Origin of the sequence: Clostridium pascui, assembly GCF_016908015.1 — a bacterium.
Lineage (GTDB): Bacteria > Bacillota > Clostridia > Clostridiales > Clostridiaceae > Clostridium_AK > Clostridium_AK pascui.
In genome coordinates this window covers 25,120-42,955 of sequence record NZ_JAFBDB010000006.1, presented here as the reverse complement: position 1 = coordinate 42,955, position 17,836 = coordinate 25,120, and the positions used below count along the sequence as shown (strand labels likewise).

Annotated in this window: 19 protein-coding genes; 6 read left to right on the top strand and 13 right to left on the bottom strand. The window is 33.3% G+C overall.

Going from position 1 to position 17,836, the window contains the following annotated elements:
* Positions 1–9 precede the first annotated feature (9 nt).
* The 5 genes from JOC70_RS14410 to JOC70_RS14390 form a co-directional block, all read right to left on the bottom strand.
* The gene (locus JOC70_RS14410; RefSeq protein ID WP_204599604.1) at positions 10–1,071 is read right to left on the bottom strand and encodes a sulfate ABC transporter ATP-binding protein; all 1,062 of its coding nucleotides are present in this window, start codon (positions 1,069–1,071) and stop codon (positions 10–12) included.
* Positions 1,071–1,919, bottom strand: coding sequence for a sulfate ABC transporter permease subunit CysW (gene cysW, locus JOC70_RS14405; RefSeq protein ID WP_204599603.1), 849 nt, complete (start codon positions 1,917–1,919; stop codon positions 1,071–1,073). Before cysW ends, JOC70_RS14410 begins: the two co-directional genes overlap by 1 nt.
* 12 nt (positions 1,920–1,931) lie before the next feature.
* The gene (cysT, locus tag JOC70_RS14400; protein ID WP_204599602.1) at positions 1,932–2,783 is read right to left on the bottom strand and encodes a sulfate ABC transporter permease subunit CysT; all 852 of its coding nucleotides are present in this window, start codon (positions 2,781–2,783) and stop codon (positions 1,932–1,934) included.
* 85 nt (positions 2,784–2,868) lie between these two features.
* Positions 2,869–3,906, bottom strand: coding sequence for a sulfate ABC transporter substrate-binding protein (locus JOC70_RS14395; protein WP_243429147.1), 1,038 nt, complete (start codon positions 3,904–3,906; stop codon positions 2,869–2,871).
* Positions 3,907–4,290: 384 nt separating this feature from the next.
* Positions 4,291–4,434, bottom strand: a complete 144-nt coding sequence (locus tag JOC70_RS14390) for a hypothetical protein (protein ID WP_204599601.1) — start codon at positions 4,432–4,434, stop codon at positions 4,291–4,293.
* A 219-nt stretch (positions 4,435–4,653) separates the two neighbouring features.
* Between JOC70_RS14390 and JOC70_RS14385 the strand changes: the two genes are divergently transcribed.
* The 4 genes from JOC70_RS14385 to JOC70_RS14370 all read left to right on the top strand — a co-directional run bounded on the left by JOC70_RS14385 (position 4,654) and on the right by JOC70_RS14370 (position 8,536).
* Positions 4,654–5,337, top strand: a complete 684-nt coding sequence (locus tag JOC70_RS14385) for a TetR/AcrR family transcriptional regulator (RefSeq protein WP_204599600.1) — start codon at positions 4,654–4,656, stop codon at positions 5,335–5,337.
* Positions 5,338–5,506: 169 nt separating this feature from the next.
* Complete coding sequence (locus tag JOC70_RS14380) at positions 5,507–6,628, top strand: HlyD family secretion protein (RefSeq protein ID WP_341534906.1); 1,122 nt, start codon at positions 5,507–5,509, stop codon at positions 6,626–6,628.
* A 12-nt stretch (positions 6,629–6,640) separates the two neighbouring features.
* On the top strand, positions 6,641–7,417 hold the full coding sequence (locus JOC70_RS14375; protein ID WP_204599599.1) for an ABC transporter ATP-binding protein: 777 nt from the start codon (positions 6,641–6,643) through the stop codon (positions 7,415–7,417).
* A gap of 12 nt (positions 7,418–7,429) precedes the next feature.
* On the top strand, positions 7,430–8,536 hold the full coding sequence (locus tag JOC70_RS14370) for an ABC transporter permease (protein WP_204599598.1): 1,107 nt from the start codon (positions 7,430–7,432) through the stop codon (positions 8,534–8,536).
* A gap of 196 nt (positions 8,537–8,732) precedes the next feature.
* Here the strand turns inward: JOC70_RS14370 and JOC70_RS14365 are convergent, their stop codons facing one another.
* Positions 8,733–8,993, bottom strand: a complete 261-nt coding sequence (locus JOC70_RS14365) for a hypothetical protein (RefSeq protein ID WP_204599597.1) — start codon at positions 8,991–8,993, stop codon at positions 8,733–8,735.
* Positions 8,994–9,373: 380 nt separating this feature from the next.
* Between JOC70_RS14365 and JOC70_RS14360 the strand changes: the two genes are divergently transcribed.
* The gene (locus JOC70_RS14360) at positions 9,374–10,000 is read left to right on the top strand and encodes a hypothetical protein (protein WP_204599596.1); all 627 of its coding nucleotides are present in this window, start codon (positions 9,374–9,376) and stop codon (positions 9,998–10,000) included.
* 63 nt (positions 10,001–10,063) lie between these two features.
* On the top strand, positions 10,064–10,228 hold the full coding sequence (locus tag JOC70_RS14355) for a hypothetical protein (RefSeq protein ID WP_204599595.1): 165 nt from the start codon (positions 10,064–10,066) through the stop codon (positions 10,226–10,228).
* Positions 10,229–10,329: 101 nt separating this feature from the next.
* On the opposite strand, the gene JOC70_RS14350 is transcribed toward JOC70_RS14355, so the two are convergent.
* The 7 genes from JOC70_RS14350 to pdxA all read right to left on the bottom strand — a co-directional run bounded on the left by JOC70_RS14350 (position 10,330) and on the right by pdxA (position 17,832).
* Positions 10,330–10,587 carry a hypothetical protein gene (locus JOC70_RS14350; RefSeq protein WP_204599594.1) on the bottom strand — a complete coding sequence of 86 codons (258 nt, stop codon included), beginning with the start codon at positions 10,585–10,587 and terminating at the stop codon, positions 10,330–10,332.
* 219 nt (positions 10,588–10,806) lie between these two features.
* On the bottom strand, positions 10,807–11,265 hold the full coding sequence (locus JOC70_RS14345; RefSeq protein ID WP_204599593.1) for a NanQ anomerase/TabA/YiaL family protein: 459 nt from the start codon (positions 11,263–11,265) through the stop codon (positions 10,807–10,809).
* Positions 11,266–11,284: 19 nt separating this feature from the next.
* Positions 11,285–12,181 (bottom strand): 4-hydroxy-tetrahydrodipicolinate synthase, encoded by an 897-nt coding sequence (gene dapA / locus JOC70_RS14340; protein ID WP_204599592.1) that lies wholly within the window; start codon positions 12,179–12,181, stop codon positions 11,285–11,287.
* Positions 12,182–12,228: 47 nt separating this feature from the next.
* The gene (locus tag JOC70_RS14335) at positions 12,229–14,187 is read right to left on the bottom strand and encodes a TRAP transporter permease (protein WP_243429145.1); all 1,959 of its coding nucleotides are present in this window, start codon (positions 14,185–14,187) and stop codon (positions 12,229–12,231) included.
* 135 nt (positions 14,188–14,322) lie between these two features.
* Positions 14,323–15,384: a TAXI family TRAP transporter solute-binding subunit gene (locus tag JOC70_RS14330; protein WP_204599591.1), complete on the bottom strand. Its 1,062-nt coding sequence runs from the start codon at positions 15,382–15,384 to the stop codon at positions 14,323–14,325.
* 142 nt (positions 15,385–15,526) lie between these two features.
* Positions 15,527–16,783: a four-carbon acid sugar kinase family protein gene (locus JOC70_RS14325; protein WP_204599590.1), complete on the bottom strand. Its 1,257-nt coding sequence runs from the start codon at positions 16,781–16,783 to the stop codon at positions 15,527–15,529.
* On the bottom strand, positions 16,780–17,832 hold the full coding sequence (pdxA, locus tag JOC70_RS14320; RefSeq protein ID WP_204599589.1) for a 4-hydroxythreonine-4-phosphate dehydrogenase PdxA: 1,053 nt from the start codon (positions 17,830–17,832) through the stop codon (positions 16,780–16,782). The genes JOC70_RS14325 and pdxA overlap by 4 nt, the downstream gene beginning before the upstream one ends.
* Positions 17,833–17,836: the final 4 nt, after the last annotated feature.

The window sequence follows — 17,836 nt, the reverse complement described above, 5'->3', positions numbered from 1 at the left end:
TAATGTTTACTAAATAAATACCCAGTTATTGTCTTCCAGTGCAGGATTTCTAAGCAATGAGGCTTCCTTCTCGTCAAATACATATAAACGATAAATTTTAACCTTTACCCTTTCTCCAACTTCAACCGGAGTATCTTCAAGAAATCTGTGCGCAGTTAAAATTATGCCTTTTACATTTACTTTTAACTCTAAATAGCTTCCTCTAAATAATATTTGTTCTATAATTCCATCTTCTGCCGCACTAATAAATTGCTTTAATTCATTTACTTTAGTAACACTTACAAATTCGGGACGGATAACTGCTTTTTGGATATCACGCACTTTATTAAAACCTTTAAGTTTATGATAATCTTCTATAACAGTAGACTGTCCAACAAACTGAGCAACAAAAGATGTTGATGGATTCTTATAAATCTCTAAAGGCGAACCTTTCTGCTCAATATTTCCACGATTAGTAATAATAATTTCATCTGCAACTTCAATTGCCTCATCCTGATCATGGGTAACAAAGATGCTGGTTACACCGACTTTATTTATCATATCTTTCAGCCAGGTTCTAAGCTCCTGTCTAACTTTAGCATCAATGGCAGCAAAGGGCTCATCTAATAATAAAAGCTGCGGATTTGGAGCTAATGCCCTTGCAAATGCAACTCTTTGCCTTTGTCCCCCTGAAAGCTGGCTTGGGTACCTTTTTCCCAACCCTTCTAGGCCAATTAATTTTATAAGTTCATCCACTTTTTCTTTTATCTCTTTTTTGCTTTTCTTCTGCACCTCAAGTCCAAAAGCTATATTATCAAATACACTCATGTAACGAAACAAAGCATAGCTCTGAAATACAAACCCAATCCCTCTTTTGCTTGCTGGAATGTCATTTACACGAACACCATCTATAAAAATATCTCCTGAATCCGGCTCTTCAAGACCAGCAATCATACGAAGAATTGTTGTTTTTCCACTTCCACTTGGTCCTAAAAGACCAATTAATTTTCCTTGTTCTATTCCAAAGCTAACATTATTGGATGCCTTAAAATCTCCAAATGTTTTGTTAATATTCTTTAATTCCACATACACTATCTTTCACCAGCCTTTTTTGCTTTATATTCTACGATGTTTCTTATAATCAATATAATTACTGCTATAATGATCAATATTGAAGATACTGCAAAAGCATCTGTCAGCTTAAACTCGTTATATAACACTTCAACATGAAGAGGAAGTGTATTTGTCTTTCCTCTTAAATGTCCCGAAATAACTGAAACTGCACCAAACTCTCCCATGGCTCTTGCTATGCATAGTATAATTCCGTAAATCAATGCCCATTTGATGTTAGGCAAGGTGATCTTTGTAAATATCTTAAACCCGCTTGCTCCCATAAGAGCTGCTGCTTCCTCTTCATCCTTTCCCTGAGCATTGAGTACAGGTATTATTTCCCTTGATACAAAAGCAAAGGTAACAAAAACCGTTGCTAAAATAATTCCTGGAACGGCAAAGACTATTTTAATATCATACTTCTGTAAAAAATCATATGCCCATCCAATTCTCCCAAATGTCAAAATAAACACTAATCCTGCAATAACAGGTGATATTGCAAAGGGGATATCAATTAAGGTCATCAATAATTGCTTTCCACGGAACTTAAACTTTGTAATTGTCCAGGCTGCAAATAACCCGAAAAAAGTATTTATCGCAACTGCTGAAACAGTAGCTATTATTGTAAGTTTTAATGCTTTTAATGTATATTTGTTCGTAACAACCCTTAAGTATCTTTCCATGCCATCTTGCAGTGCATATATAATTGAAGCAACAATTGGTATTACCAGCATGACAATAATAAATACAATACTTATTACAATTAATATGACTTTCGTAATATCCGAGTTTTTATTTTTCTGTCCATTTTTATAGTTTGCTTTACTCATACTAACCTCCTATTAATTGTTTGTAATTTTATTTACACGGACTTGTATCATATTTACAAACAGCAATATAGCAAAGGATGACACTAACATAACAAGTGCAATTGCAGTTGCATCTGTATATTTAAACTGCTCTAGTTTTGTCATAATAAGCAGCGGCGCAATCTGTGTTTCATATGGAATATTTCCTGCAATAAACACAACGCTTCCATATTCGCCTATGGCCCTTGCAAAGGCTAATCCAAAACCAGTTAACATAGCCGGAAATATCTCTGGCAATATAACTTTAAAAAATGTTCTCTTTTCACTTGCTCCCAGCATAGCAGCTGCCTCTTCATATTGTTTATCCATCTTTTCCAATACAGGCTGTATAGCTCGTACTACAAAAGGAATTCCTATAAATATCATTGCAATTATAATTCCTATTTTTGTATACGCGATTTTAATACCAGCTTTTGCAAAGATACTTCCAATCCATCCCTTATCTGAATACAATGAAGTTAAGGCAATACCTGCAACGGATGTAGGAAGTGCAAAAGGAAGTTCTATCAAACCATCTATAAAACCTTTTAGAGGGAAGTCATATTTCACCAATACCCATGCTAAAATAATTCCAAATATACAATTAATGAGTGCAGCTATGAAAGCACATAAAAAACTTACTTTATATCCTGAAACAACATCTTTTGCAGACACTATCCTTATAAACTCATTAAAAGTAAGACCTGAAGCTGATATTATTATAGATGCCATTGGAATTAGAATAATTAAACTTAATAAAGCCAGTGTTACCCCCATAGAAATTCCAAAGCCGGGAATCACTCTTTTCTCACGCTTTTTTTTATTTTTAACTTTATTTATCTCCATTGAAACTGTTTCCTTCCATCTGCTATATTAGATACGGATATAAAACAAGCTTATTTATCCGTATCCATACTCCCCTTAATATGTGTTATTTTGATTTATTTGTATATACCTTATCAAATATTGCTCCATCCTCAAAGAAATCGCTATAGGCTTTATCCCATCCACCAAAATCGTTAATAGTTACCATTTTAATATTCAGATTAAACACATTTGAATATTTCTGTAAGATTTTCTTATTAGAAGGTCTGTAATAATTATCTCCTGCAATTTTTTGTCCTACATCAGAATATAAATATTCAAGATAAGCTTTTGCAACTTCCTCAGTTTCTCTTTTCTTAGCCGTTTTATCTACTACAGTAACTGATGGCTCTGCTAAAATGCTGATGCTTGGTGTTATAATTTCAAATTTATCTGGATTTCCTTTTGCTGAAAGATAGGCTTCATTCTCCCATGCAATCAAAACATCTCCTTGACCATTTTCTACAAAGGTTGTTGCTGAAGCTCTTGCTCCTGAATCAAGTACTGCCACATTCTTGTACAGATCACTTACAAACTTTTCAACCTTTTCTTTATCTCCACCAAATTTCTTATCTGCATAGGCCCAGGCTGCAAGGAAATTCCATCGAGCGCCCCCTGAAGATTTAGGGTTTGGAGTAATAACGTTGACACCATCTTTTACTAAGTCATCCCAATCATTAATATTCTTTTCATTTCCTTTACGAACTAAAAATACGATAGTGGAAGTATAAGGGGCGCTATTATTGTTCAATTCGTTAATCCAGTTTTTATCTATCAAACCGGCATTTTCAATTGCTGTAATGTCATGAGCAAGGGCTAAAGTTACCACATCTGCTTCATTTCCTTCAATTACAGAGCGTGCCTGTTTACCTGAACCGCCATGTGACTGTATAACATCTATATTTTGTCCAGTCTTTTCTTTCCAATATTTTGCGAATTCTTCATTATATTCTTCATAAAGCTCTCTTGTTGGGTCATAGGATACATTGGTAATTTCTATGGTATTATTAGATGAAGATTTACCTTTACCACAACCTATGAATGTTCCTACTACTAAAACCAGGGATAGTCCTAATACCATTGCTCTCTTTATATTCACAATCATCTCTCCATTCAAACTTTAATTAACTGCCATGTATTAACTATTTCAACAACAACATCGCATGACTCCATTTGATTGAAAGATTATTTTAAACAGCTTTACCATAATACATATCCCCCTATATTTCATATTTTTAATATTCTTGATTCTTTTAATATTTTTTTACTACGAATTAACTACAAATATATTTTGCTTAAAACTATGTATTATCTCATTTAGTATTCCTACTAAACTTATGGGTTTAATAAGGATATTGCTTTAGTAAAGTATATTTAAAATTTCATAGTATGTCAATATTATTTCTAATATTTCTTTTATAAATTATCTTTATAAATTAAAAGACCACAGGGAAGAGTATAGACTCTTCCCTGTGGTCTTTTATATTAACTAAGGTCTAGTTTGATATTCTACTACATACTTTCCATCTACTTCTGATACATTTAAAACCTTAAAGCCTTTCTTTGCTAGCTTTTTAGATGCAGTGTTAAATTGCTTTTTATCACGATATGTTCTTTCAGTTAACTTTTTCATAAATTATCATTCCTTTCCCGTAGGTCTAAATAGATTATCATATCTAGTATTGTATCCTTTTTATCTATTTATAATAATATAAAAAATCAATGAAATTCATCTGTACTCTTTTTCACCATTTACAAAAGAATATAAATGTTGTAAGCTAATAATGAGTAAACACTCATTATTAAAAAGCATTTGCTTTTATAAATTCACTATAGGAGGAATCAGCATATTATGGACTTTTCAAAGGATGAGAATGCAAGTTTAATAGAAAGCCTATTTTTAGAAGGAAACTTTTCTGAGGAAGAAATTACAAAAAGACAGTGGCAGATAATCGAAGCTGCAGTGAAGGTTTTTTCAGAAAAGGGCTTTGGGCAAAGCAGAACCAGTGAAATTGCTAAAGAAGCAGACGTAGCAGAGGGAACTATATTTAGGTATTACAAGACTAAACAGGATTTACTTATGGGACTTATACTACCTATAATTGTTAAGTTTTTTAGGCCCTTAGTTATCAAATCTGCAGAAGCAATTATAAAAAATGAAAAACACAAATCTTTAGATGAGGTAATAAAAGATTTATTTATAGATAGATTAACTCTTATAGAAAAAAACTTTCCACTTATCAAGACTGTTTTTGTGGAAGCCATGTATCACCCAGAGTTATTACAAATCATTCAAAAGGATATTGCACCTAAGGTCATCCCCTTTATAAATGCCTTTGTAGAAGGAAATATAGAAAAAGGAAATTTTAGAGATGACATAGATTCAAATGTTATAACAAGGACAATGATTAGTATGCTTATGGGCTATATAACTCTAACGGGTATGTTCCCTGAGTTTTTCCCTAGAAAAGAAGGCAAAGAAGAAGATATAAAAAATATAGTAGATATATTGCTTAATGGCGTATTAGGCATATGAAAATAAATAACAAGTCAAAGATGCGACGGATATTTTGTGAAATACAATGACTTGGGTTCTGCTAATAGTTGTGCTATTAGTAGGTTCCAAGGAAGAAGTAGTTCACAAAATAAACTAGCATACTGACTAGTTATTTATTTGAATATGCCTTATCTAAGAAATAAAAGGAGTGGTTATTTTGGCAAAAAAGAAAAGCATCAAAATTATAGCCTCACTACTGGCATTAGCATGTCTTTCAACCTTTTTTATAATGAAAAATGCTAATAAGGATAAAGATGATGAATACATATACTATGGTTCAGCAGAAGCAGATAAGATAAACCTCTCTGCAGAAATCAATGGAAAAATTAAAGAACTAAAATTTAAAGAAGGAAATAAGGTTAAGAGTGGAAGTTTAGTTGCAATTATAGATCCAAGTGAAAATGAAATAAAACTACAGAGTGCTGAAATTGGTGTAAAAACCGCTGAAAATCAATTAGGAAAGGTACAAGAAGGAAATAGATCAGAAGAAATAAAAGCTCAAGAAGCTGTAGTAAGACAGGCTCAGGCTTTAGTGGCACAGGGAGAAGCCTCCGTTCAATCAGCCAAGGATAATATTGATGCTGCAAAGAAAAATTATGATTATAGAAAAAAGATTTACGATGATACTGCGGCTCTATATAAAGATGGAATAGAGTCGAAGTACAATATGGATACAGCTAAGAACCTTTTTGACAACGCCACCAATACACTAAATAGTGTTAATAGTTCCATAAATTCCGCTAATGCTCAGCTAAATAGCTATAAAGCACAGCTGGATGCTGCCAAAGAAAAGTTAAACTTACTCATAAACGGAGCTACCAATAGGGATAAAACCTCTGCCTCATATGAAGTAGAAAAAGCTAAAAATAGTTATGAACTTTCTAAAATTGCACTGGATAAAAGCAATGTAATATCTTTAGCTTCTGGAACTATAGAAACTATCAATTATAAAACAGGAGAATACGTAGCACCAGGAAGCCCCATAGTTACATTACTCAATACTGAAAATATGTGGGTGAAAATATATGTGCCAGAAAAGGTACTTCCAAGCATTAAGTTAGATAAAGAGGTAACTATGAAAAGTGATTTTCTTGAAGGTAAAACTATAAAAGGTAAGATAAGCTACATTTCCTCAGAGGCAGAATTCACCCCAATGAATATAGTTACTAAGAAAGATAGAGCAAAACTTGTATATGGAGTGAAAATAAAAATAATGGATAACTTAGATATAGTTAAACCTGGAATGCTCTTTGATGTAAATTTAAAATAACGGGGGTTTATTATGGAGTATGCTATTTCAATAAAACATCTAACTAAAAAATTCAATGACTTTACAGCGGTGGATAACCTATCCTTTGATATACCTAAGGGAAAAATATTTGGATTTTTAGGGCCAAATGGTTCTGGAAAATCCACCACTATAAGAATGATTTGCGGGGTGCTAAGACCTACCTCTGGTGAAGGAAAAGTACTTGGCTATGATATTATAAAAGAATCTGAAAAAATCAAACAAAATATAGGATATATGTCTCAAAAGTTTAGTTTGTATGAAGACTTAACTGTGGAAGAAAATCTTGATTTCTATGGTAATATCTATATGTTACCTAAAGAAAGATTAGAGATGCGAAAATCAGAACTCATTGAAATGGCCAATTTAAAGGGTAAGGAAAAAAGTTTAGCAGGTACCCTATCCGGTGGATGGAAGCAAAGGCTTGCTTTGGGCTGTGCACTGATACATAGTCCAAGCCTTTTAGTGCTGGATGAGCCTACTGCAGGAGTTGACCCTGTTTCAAGAAGAGAATTTTGGCATACAATAACAGAGCTCGCTAAGGGCGGCATAACTGTCCTAGTAACCACCCACTATATGGATGAAGCCTCTATATGCGACATTACAGCTTTTATATACAATAGTAAGCTTATTACCATTGATACTACGGATAACTTATATAAAAAGCATGGAGTAAATAATTTAGAGGATATATTTATTGATTATGTTAAAAAACTTTCCAATAGAGATGTTATATCATCTTTTGATGAGCTAAAGCTGTCAAAGGATTAGGGGGAAAATTTAATGAAGTGGAAAAGACTATTTACTATTACAAAAAAAGAATTTATACATATAAGAAGAGATAAAGCTAGTTTAGCCATAGCCATGGTCATGCCAATTATGATGCTGTTTTTATTTGGCTTTGCAGTAAACACAGATGTAAATAATGTAAACTTAGTTGTTTATGATGGAGATAAAACCTCTGATAGTAGAGAATTAATAAATAAGTTCACAAATTCCTATTACTTTACCCTATATGATATGGTGAACTCTCAAAAGGAAGTACAAGAAACTATAGATATGGGTGAAGCAAAGGTTGGCCTTGTAATTCCACCTGAATTTGCAAAGAATCTTAGAAAAAACACCCCTTCAGAAATTCAGGTGCTTGTGGATGGTTCAGATCCAACCATAGCAAGAACTGCACTGTCTTACTCTTTATTAATTGGGAATAACTATTCTCTTAAATTAAAACAAATAAACTCAGGCAAAGGAGTTAATGTAAAACCTTTTACTTTATACAATCCAACTATGGAAAGCAGTAATTTTAACATACCTGGAGTTATAGGATTAATTTTGCAAAACATAACGGTGATACTAACCTCCTTTACCATGGTAAGAGAAAAAGAAAAGGGAACCATAGAGCAGCTTATTATGACTCCCGTTACAGCCCTTGAATTAATTTTAGGAAAGTTGATTCCTTATACTATTATAGGTTTTCTAGACATGCTGGTAGCACTTGCTTTAGGATATTTAATATTTGGAGTTGTGGTAAAGGGAAGTATGCTTTTGCTTATTTTATTGGGCACACTATTTTTGATATGCTCCTTAGCTATGGGAATGCTTATATCAACTGTAGCTAAAACTCAATTGCAAGCCATGCAAGCCTCCATTGGATTGCTGTTACCAAGTGTACTTCTTTCAGGATTTATGTTCCCAAGGGAAGCTATGCCTAAAGCTGTATACTACATGGGTAATATTTTGCCTATAACATACTTTTTGCAAATACTTAGAGGAATAATAGTAAAGGGCGTTGGTTTTTCTTATTTAATAAAACCAATTGGTTCCTTAATGCTTTTAATTTTTATTATTGTTTTTATTACTATGAAAAAGTTCAGCAAAACGTTGGATTAAAATATAAAGAAGCAGCAGACTATCTATACCGGGTTTACTTTAGAGGTACAAAAACTAAAATTACAGGGATTTTTATAATAGTTTTTGCAAAGGAAAAAGCATGATAATTAGATGAAATTATCATGCCTTTTTACTTCTCAATAAAATTCAATTTATTAACATTAATTTTGGTTTTTGTATGTAAGCCATGCTTCTATTACCCAAAGCAGAAATGGTGTATTTCTAGCATTTCTTCAAGGTCTTCTTCTATATAATCTTTACACCCAAACCCATACCTGCACTCATAAAGGTCAGTATTCTCAATTCGGCACATCACACTTTCATGTCCATACTTTCCACACCATTTACATTTATTTAGAGCTTGTTCGTTTATTGCAGCCTTACATACATAACCACCTTCAACAGCCTCAAAGAGTTCACCATCACATTTATGTTTAAAATTACATTCTTTGTCCATCTTATTCACCTCATTTTATTATTTTGACTATATGATATATTTAATTCAACTCTACAAGTTAACATTTATCTGTCTGCTTAATAAATAATCCTTACTTCGTAAAAAAATACAAGTATTCATTGCTATTATACCTTAATCACAAAGATAATTCCAATACATTCAAAACTATATATACTTAACTATAACTTTTACAGTCATTTTTGCACCCCTAAAGTAAATCCGTTAGACTATCTATTGCTTCTTTTAATACTTTTTCCTTTTTCACCCAGGTGTCAGGCCCCTTACTTTTTTTGCCAGGGGCCTGACCCCTATTTCATGTTTTTATGCTATAATATTTTTAATGACAAATCAACAATATTTAAAGAAAGGATCCTTAAATAATGAAGTCAAAATTTTTAAAGAAAAAATTTATTCTTGTTATTTTATCCTTGTTCTTTGCAAATATATTAATTGGCTGCTCTATTAATAACTCTACAACTGATTCTTCCAATAAAGAAAACTCTTCAATATCGCAGGATGAGAAAAAAGAAACATCAAAAGATTCTTCTAAAGAAGTAAATTCAACTGAAAAATTAGAGAAAGATAAAAGTAATACTTCTGCACAAACAACTAAAAATAATACCTCTTCACAAACAGCTAAAATAAGCGGTAAGGTAAAATTATATGAAGGCATCTATTTTGATGACAGAGGTTTTGGAGATAATGTTTTGGAAAGTTTTTGTGAAGTTGTCATCTCCAATGTAAAGGATAATTCTTTTGATTTTACAATATATCAAGTGGATGCAAAAACAGAAAATAAAAAAGTTATTTTCCTTACAAATACAGCCGTTTTTATAGGTGATGGAACAAAGGCTGCCTTTTACGGAAAAAATTATACCCTTAATTTTACATTCCCAAATAATCATAGAGCATATCCTGTTGTAACAGACATGCAGATATCTGGATTTGAGCCATTGAATGGTAAAACTTATGTTAATAATGGAATACCAGGGCATGAATTTAGCTAGAATAATTTATGTAGCGATGTACAAACTAACTGTGTAAAGATATTATGCTAAGGAGGTGTTCTTATGCCGAAAGATAGTCAACCAGATAATAAGGTAGCAAGAATGGAAAAATGTAATTATCAAACTCCAATAACTGAAGAAGGACATAACCATAATCCTAATGCAAAACACAAGTCTATAAAAAATCAAGGCTTTAAGAGTGATCATTTTAATAGATTTGGTAACTAAATATCTTTATACAAGATGTAACCAAGTGAAAATTCACTTGGTTATATTTTTATTTAAAAATTATCACTTGCCACTTGCCATGTGGGTGGCACTTTTTTTCCCTACCTAAACAGCCACCATACGCCTTCCTTTTCCCCTCTTTCCAAATTAAATCCCAGTTCTTCCGCTACCCTTACAACTTCTTCCTTGGTGCAAACATTTGAAAAGTCTATTTCTATCTGGTTATTTTTTAAGCCCTTTTCTCTTAGCTGCTGCTTTATGTAAATCCTCACAGGTTCAAGGTTACTAACCTCTGCTGTGTCTTCCTTCGTATCTTCGCCAGGACTAAATATCTTTTTTATAACTTCTTTAATGCCCATAACTTTTCTCCTTATTTAACAATTGTATGTATATTAATTATACGGTACACCCCCGATGTTTTACAATATTATAATATCATTATGAAAAGAATCTATACTTAGAGAATTTAAGCCAATGCTGGGCAAGCATTGGCTTTTTTGCATAACGCATACTATTTGTTTTACTTTTATCTATCATTGAATTTATCTCTAAACTCTTGTTGATGTCTTATGATTTTACTATAGTTTAACTTTTACCAACAGCTTTCTAACCTGTTTATGTTCATCACCATTTTTGCAGCATGCCTTATGCGCATCATTAGGGTAAAATATCGAAGCCAAGCCAGGTTTTAAATGAATTGTTATTTCACCGCTTTGATCTTTAAAATTTAATTTATCATTTATTGTATTGTAATCTCCATCTCTCTCCATTGTATAAGATTGATTACAAAAAACTAATTCTTCCCCAAAGATAAGACATTGTATATCAATATAATTACGATGATTTTCATACTTACTTTCATTATGCTCTCTAGTCATGTAAGTGCTTACCAAGGCATACACGTCGTCACCATCAATAGAATATTTACCATCTTCTAATGATTGGAAGTCCACTCTCTCTAAGTATTCTATAGCAAGGCCCATATTTTTACTTATCGCCTTATACGGTGCTAGACTATTTAATCCAGCTATAATCATAAAAATCCCCACCTAATATTTAAATATTTGCGTATTGCGAGTAGTATTTTTTAATTGTATTAATTATAGCCTCGTCTGCATCCTTGGAGACCATCCCAAAAGGTTTACGACATGGTCCTAACGGCTGTCCAATTAAATTTGCAGCTCTCTTTACAATTGAGTTAGGGTTTCCATATTTAAAACAATCTCTTATAGGTCGAATGGAATCCTGAGCCTCCTTAGCCTTCTCAAAATCTCCCTCATTCCAATGCTTATAAATGCTAACCATAATATCTGGTAAAATATTTGCAACTCCGGTAATGCCGCCTTTTCCACCTGCCATTAATGTCCATAATATTAATGAATCATTACCAGACAAAACAGAGAAGGTTTCCTTATCTGTACTTTCTATATACCTTAAAATATTATCAAAGTTCCCACTACTATCTTTAATGCCTGCAACATTCTTAAAGTTTTCTGCAAGTTTAGATGCTGTTGTATAGTCTATATTATTTCCAGTTCTTGCCGGCATATTATACATAACAATTGGCAAATCCACTGATTTTGCTATTGCAGCATAATGTTCATAAATCTCAGTCTGGTTAATAGCGGCAAAGTAAGGGGATATAATAGAAAGGGTACTCACTCCTATTTCCTGTGCCTTTTGAGAAAGTTCAATTGTATCTTTTGTTCCTACACATCCTGTACCTGCATATACAGGTACACGCCCTCTTGCTTCTTCTACAAATATCTCCATAACTCTAATTTTCTCTTCTTTACTTAAAATGTAGGCTTCTCCATTGGTCCCTAAACAAAATATACCATTCATTCCCGCATTTATTTGTCTGTTCACTTGATTCCTTAATTCAGCCTCATTTATTGTACCATCTTCATGCATAGGAGTAGCCATTGCAGCTATTATTCCACCTATATTCATATTACTCACTCCTTTAATTAATGTTTTAATATGTGTGTTGTTTAGTTTTAACCATTTAAACTGTAAGCTTCATTTTTTTCTTTTTTAGCCTTACTAAATAGAGAAGCCCCAACTGCTATAGCAGCTACAATTCCAATCATAGTAGTTATTCTTTCTGGAGATATAATTAGTACTGCTATAACAAACATAAGAACTTTCTCCCAAGTATGATTTAAAGTAATAAAGAAATATCCTGAAACACCCCCAGCTAAATAGGTAACACCTATAGCCATTAAAATAGTAGTAGTAACTATGCTGGTTACACTACCAACAAGTAAAATTGCTGGCTGATAAACAAATACATACGGTACTAAGAAAGATACAAAGGCATAAATAAATGCTTTCCAACCTGTTTGCCATGAATTTCCTTCTGCAATACCTGCTGCTGTAAATGAAGCAAGACATACTGGCGGTGTAATCTGTGCAATAACTCCAAAATAAAAGATAAACATATTGGCAGGCAATACAGGTATGCCTAGTTTAACAATTGTAGGGCAGAATAACACATTAGCAATCAAATAAGCTGCTACAGTAGGTAAAGCCATTCCGAGAATTAAGCATCCAAACATTGCAATTAATAGTGCAACCAACAGATTTGATTGACCTACAACAGCTATAATGCTAGTTAATTTATTTGCAAAGCCAGAACGTACAACAATACCTATCATTATACCGCAGGCACCTGTTGGAATTGCTATACCTGCTGCCTGTCTAATACCATCCATCATAGAATCAGTAAATCTACTTAAATTCATTTTTGTCTCAGGACTAAACATGCTGACAACGATAGCAAGCACTGTACCAATCAATGCTGCACGAGTTAATGATTCTCCCATAAATATCAATACCACAAGTGCTAAGATAGGAATTAATTGATATAACCTTGGTATAACAGGTGCACAAGTATACTTTAGTTCAGGTATGCCTTTATTCTGAAGTTTTCGTTTTTTAGCAAGAAAATGCACTAACATAAATTCAGATAAATAATATGCTAAAGCCGGTATCAATGCTGCCAATGCAATCCTTGTATAGCTTACTCCAATCATTTCTGCCATAATAAAAGCACCAACACCCATAATAGGCGGCATAATTTGACCACCAGTAGATGAAACCGATTCAATTGCTCCTGCTTCTTCAGGAGTATACCCAGCCTTTTTCATTAGAGGAATTGTAAAAACACCCGTAGATGTTACGTTAGCAACAGCACTACCACTGATCATTCCCATTAATGCACTTGAAATTACAGCAGCCTTGGCAGGTCCGCCTACAGTCTTATCACTCAATTTCATACCAAGATCAATTAGCACCTGTCCACCACCGCATTTAGCGAAAAATGCTCCGAACAAAAGGAAGTAAAATAAAGTGTCAACTGATACTCCAAGCGGAGTACCTAATATTCCATCTTGAGTCATTGTTAGCATTTCACCAAATTGCTTCCATGTCATCCCTGCATATTGCAATGGTCCTGATAAATGCTGACCAAGAAAAGCATAAGCAATAAAGACTAATATGAATAAGTACAAGTTCATGCCAAGAGTTCTGCGAACTGCTTCCATAATTGCAACCAATAAGAAATATGCACAGAACAAATCAATAGGAAGCATTGGATCAACCATCATAATTCTGTAAAGAAGTCGATTGTTATTTGTAATAAAGTAAAATACCGTTATTGCTAATCCTATAATAAGAGCAAAATCTATAATCCATAACCACTTATTCTTAAATTTTTCAGCCAAAGGTTTATATAGGAAAGTAATAGCCAATGCAAGACAAAGATGAACAGGGATTGATATTTTTGCATCCAGAGGTTTTACAGCTCCTATATAAATCTGAAAAGCCAGGAATACGACAGATAATACAGCAATAACACCAAATCTCTGTTTTGACATTTTTGGTTTTTCTTTTAATTCTTCTTCTGCTGCTATCGCTTTATCCACCATTTTGTCCTTATTAAATATTTTTTTCATTCCCTCACCTCTACTATTAATAGTAAAATGGAAACCTATAAAAAAGTTTATTATTTAAAGGTTTCCATTTAATTTTAGGCTACATACAACACTTACTATAAGCACTTAGTCTGTACTGTTTATAACATACCAGTATTATTTTATATAACCAGCTTCCTTATAGTACTTTTCTGCTCCAGCACTAAGTGGAACTCCGCCTACTTTGTCTGGCTGCCATGCAGTTTTAGGATCAAAAGGAGCTATTGAAGCAAATTGTTTTACTAATTCTTCTCTCTTTTCACATAATCCTTTTGTAAGAGCATATGCAATATCATCAGGCATATTTGAAGAAACATAAAGACAATCAGGTGTGCCTGCAAAAATTCTTTCTTTGTCCATTCCCTTCCATAAACCTGCAGGATATTTTATTTTTTCAAAACCCTGTGCTACAAAATAATTAAGAAGTCCATCACCCATTTGTACAAATGTAATAGGAACAGTCATTGCATCCTGAGTTACATCAGAGGATTGTTGTGATGTATGGTTTAATATCATGTCTACTTTACCGTCTTTCAACATATTTGATAATTGAGATCCGCCAGCGTTAATTACATCTCCTCCCCAGGATTTAATATCATCGTAGGTAACTCCAAGATGTTTTAAAGCAAGGCTTGCACACCATTCATCCATTGAACCCTTTGGACTAGTTCCTATTCTAATAGGAATCTTCTTTGCTACAACATCTTCTAAAGTAGTAACTCCATACTTTTTAACAAAAGCATTTGAGAAATAAGTAACTGCTGCAACGTTTGTAAGGTGACCAGCAAGTGCTCTGAATTTCTGTGTTTTAGGCTTACCAAGAGTCCCATCATTATATGCCATTTTTGCAGGAGCACCGTTTATGAAGGTGATATCTGCAGTTCCATTTTCAAAAAGATACGCTGCACCCATATTTCCAGGAGATATTGGCTGGACATCTATGCTTGAACCAGCTGGAAGATATTCCTTTAACGCTGTCGACAATGATGAGGCAATAGTATAATTAGATGAACCAACTGCATCTGTAGCAAATACTAGGTGAACTGCTTTACTTGTATTGGAATTAGGTGTTGTTTGAGAAGATGTACTGCTAGCTTTGCTGCCACAACCAGAAAATGATAACAATACCATTGCCGATAAAGCCATTGCAATTGCTTTTCTTGTCTTAAACATTTTCATAATAACCCATCCTTTACCAAATTATTTTAAATTTATTTCTAATTAAACTCCACTCAAGATGGAGTAAATTATACTTAATACCAAAAGGGTATAACACAAAAACGAAATTTAGCTATGAACTCAAGCTGCATCACCACTACATCTATAAGTTTGAAACCTTTTGTGCAATTTTTACTATAACTTCCTTTTCACCAAATCCTCCAGATTTAGATACTATCTGTAGTTTTTTCTCATTTAGATACATAAAAGATAATACTGCTCCTTGCTCAATTTCACATACTGGATGCAATTGAGTACAATTCACTTGCCTCATAAGTCCCATCAAAGTATCCCCACCTGTAATCATAAATGTTCGAGAGATTCCACTATCCATAATACTTTTTACAACTTCTCCTAGGCAGTCAGATATCTTATTTCTTATATCTTTTTTTCTAATTCCATTTTCTTTAGCATAATTCAGCGTAGCATCCATATTCTCTGCATCAAATGTATCTACTACAAGCAATTTGTTCTGCTTACAGCTCTCAATTATTTGTAACAATTCTTTTTTACCATTTTCTTTTTTGAAATAATCAGTACTTAGTTTTTGTTCTGGTGTCAAGTTGATGTGATTAAATCCATTAGATAATGCATATTTTACTTGCTCTTTAGTAATTGGATTTAAGCTTCCACAAGCAACAAAAACTCCTTCAGTTTTTTCTAAAACTTCATTATTTGTGCCCGTTAACTCTAGAATTTCTGGAAGATATGAGGCAAATCCTGCACATCCAGCTATAAATTTTAAAGTCTTGGTTTCTTTTAATTTACGTGCAATTTTCATAATATCTTCATCGGTCTTAGCATCAAATATAACAACTTTTTTATCATCATCATTTAACTTAAAGTCGCTTACTTCCCTTATACATGCTACTTTTACATTACTTTGCACTTTAATAATATCTGGTATATAGGAACTAGTAACTGGTTCAAATGGATCTTTTCCAAAGGCAGTTTCACTGATAGGAACACCTCCCAAGTAGTGAATGCCTTCCTTGGTAATTCGATTTACTTTTGGAAAAGCTGGAATAAAGGATAAAATCCTTCCTCCTCCTGCATCTATAACTGCTGTTAGCTCACTTCCAATATTTCCCCTTAGAGCAGAATCTGTCTTCTTATAAATTACATTAATTCCAGCTTCCATTCCACGTTTTACTATATTATGGACTACGTTATAAGCTTTTTCTTTGCTTAAAGGCCTTGTTTCAGAATCGATAACTAGAACTTCGGTTGTTTCAGGAATTGTCTTAAAATCAAAGTTAATATCAGTAATAATTTTTGTTTCAATACCCTTATTAACGAATTGAACACCAGTATCAAGTGCGCCAGTAAAGTCGTCTGCAATAATTAATAACTTAATCATATAGTATCCTCGCGTTTTTTATCTTTTGTCATTATAATCGCGTAATCTATTGCATTCATTAAACTTAGTTCATTAGCATCGCCCTTCCCCGCATGGTCAAATGCTGTTCCGTGATCAACTGATGTACGGATAATTGGGAGACCTAAGGTCAGGTTTACCCCTTCAACTGCCTTCCATTCATTACTTTCACTGTCATATTGAAATCCTAATACCTTAAGTGGAATATGCCCTTGATCATGATACATTGCAACCACAATATCATACCAGCCGCCCCTTGCTTTAGAAAATACTGTATCAGGTGGTATTGGCCCTGTTACACAAATTCCTTCACTGATTGCTTCTTTAATAGCAGGGATAATTTCTTCTATTTCTTCTGTTCCAAACAAACCATTTTCTCCACAATGTGGATTAAGTCCCGCTACTCCAATGCTTGGTTTACTTATTCCCAAAGACTTACAAGCATTGTTTGCCATGCGAATCACATCTAACACTCTTTGTTTCTTTACTCTATCACATGCTTCCCTCAAAGATACATGAGTAGATACATGTACCACTCTTAGGTTCTCATAAGCAAGCATCATAGTATATTTTTCTGTTTTAGTAAACTTAGCATATATTTCAGTATGTCCTGAGTAGTGATGTCCAGCCAAATTAATAGCTTCTTTATTTAATGCATTAGTTACTGTTGCATCCACTTCCCCATTCATTGCTAACTCAATTACCTTTTTTACATATTGAAAAGCTGCTTCTCCACCCATAACAGAGATTTTTCCTAGTTCTAATTCATCTGTGTCTACCAAATTCATGTCATAAACATCTATGGTTCCTGACTGAAACTTAGCATCTTTTACTGATTTTATTTCATTAATATTAATTTTACCTTCCATCCCAACAAGCCTTACCGCATTCCTCATTACTTTAGCATCACCAATAATTAACGGCCTGCACCTGCTGTACATATCTTCTTTTGATAAAGCCTTAACTGATATCTCTGGCCCTATACTTGCTGGGTCACCCATGGTAATTCCTATAACTTTCCTATCATCCATTTTA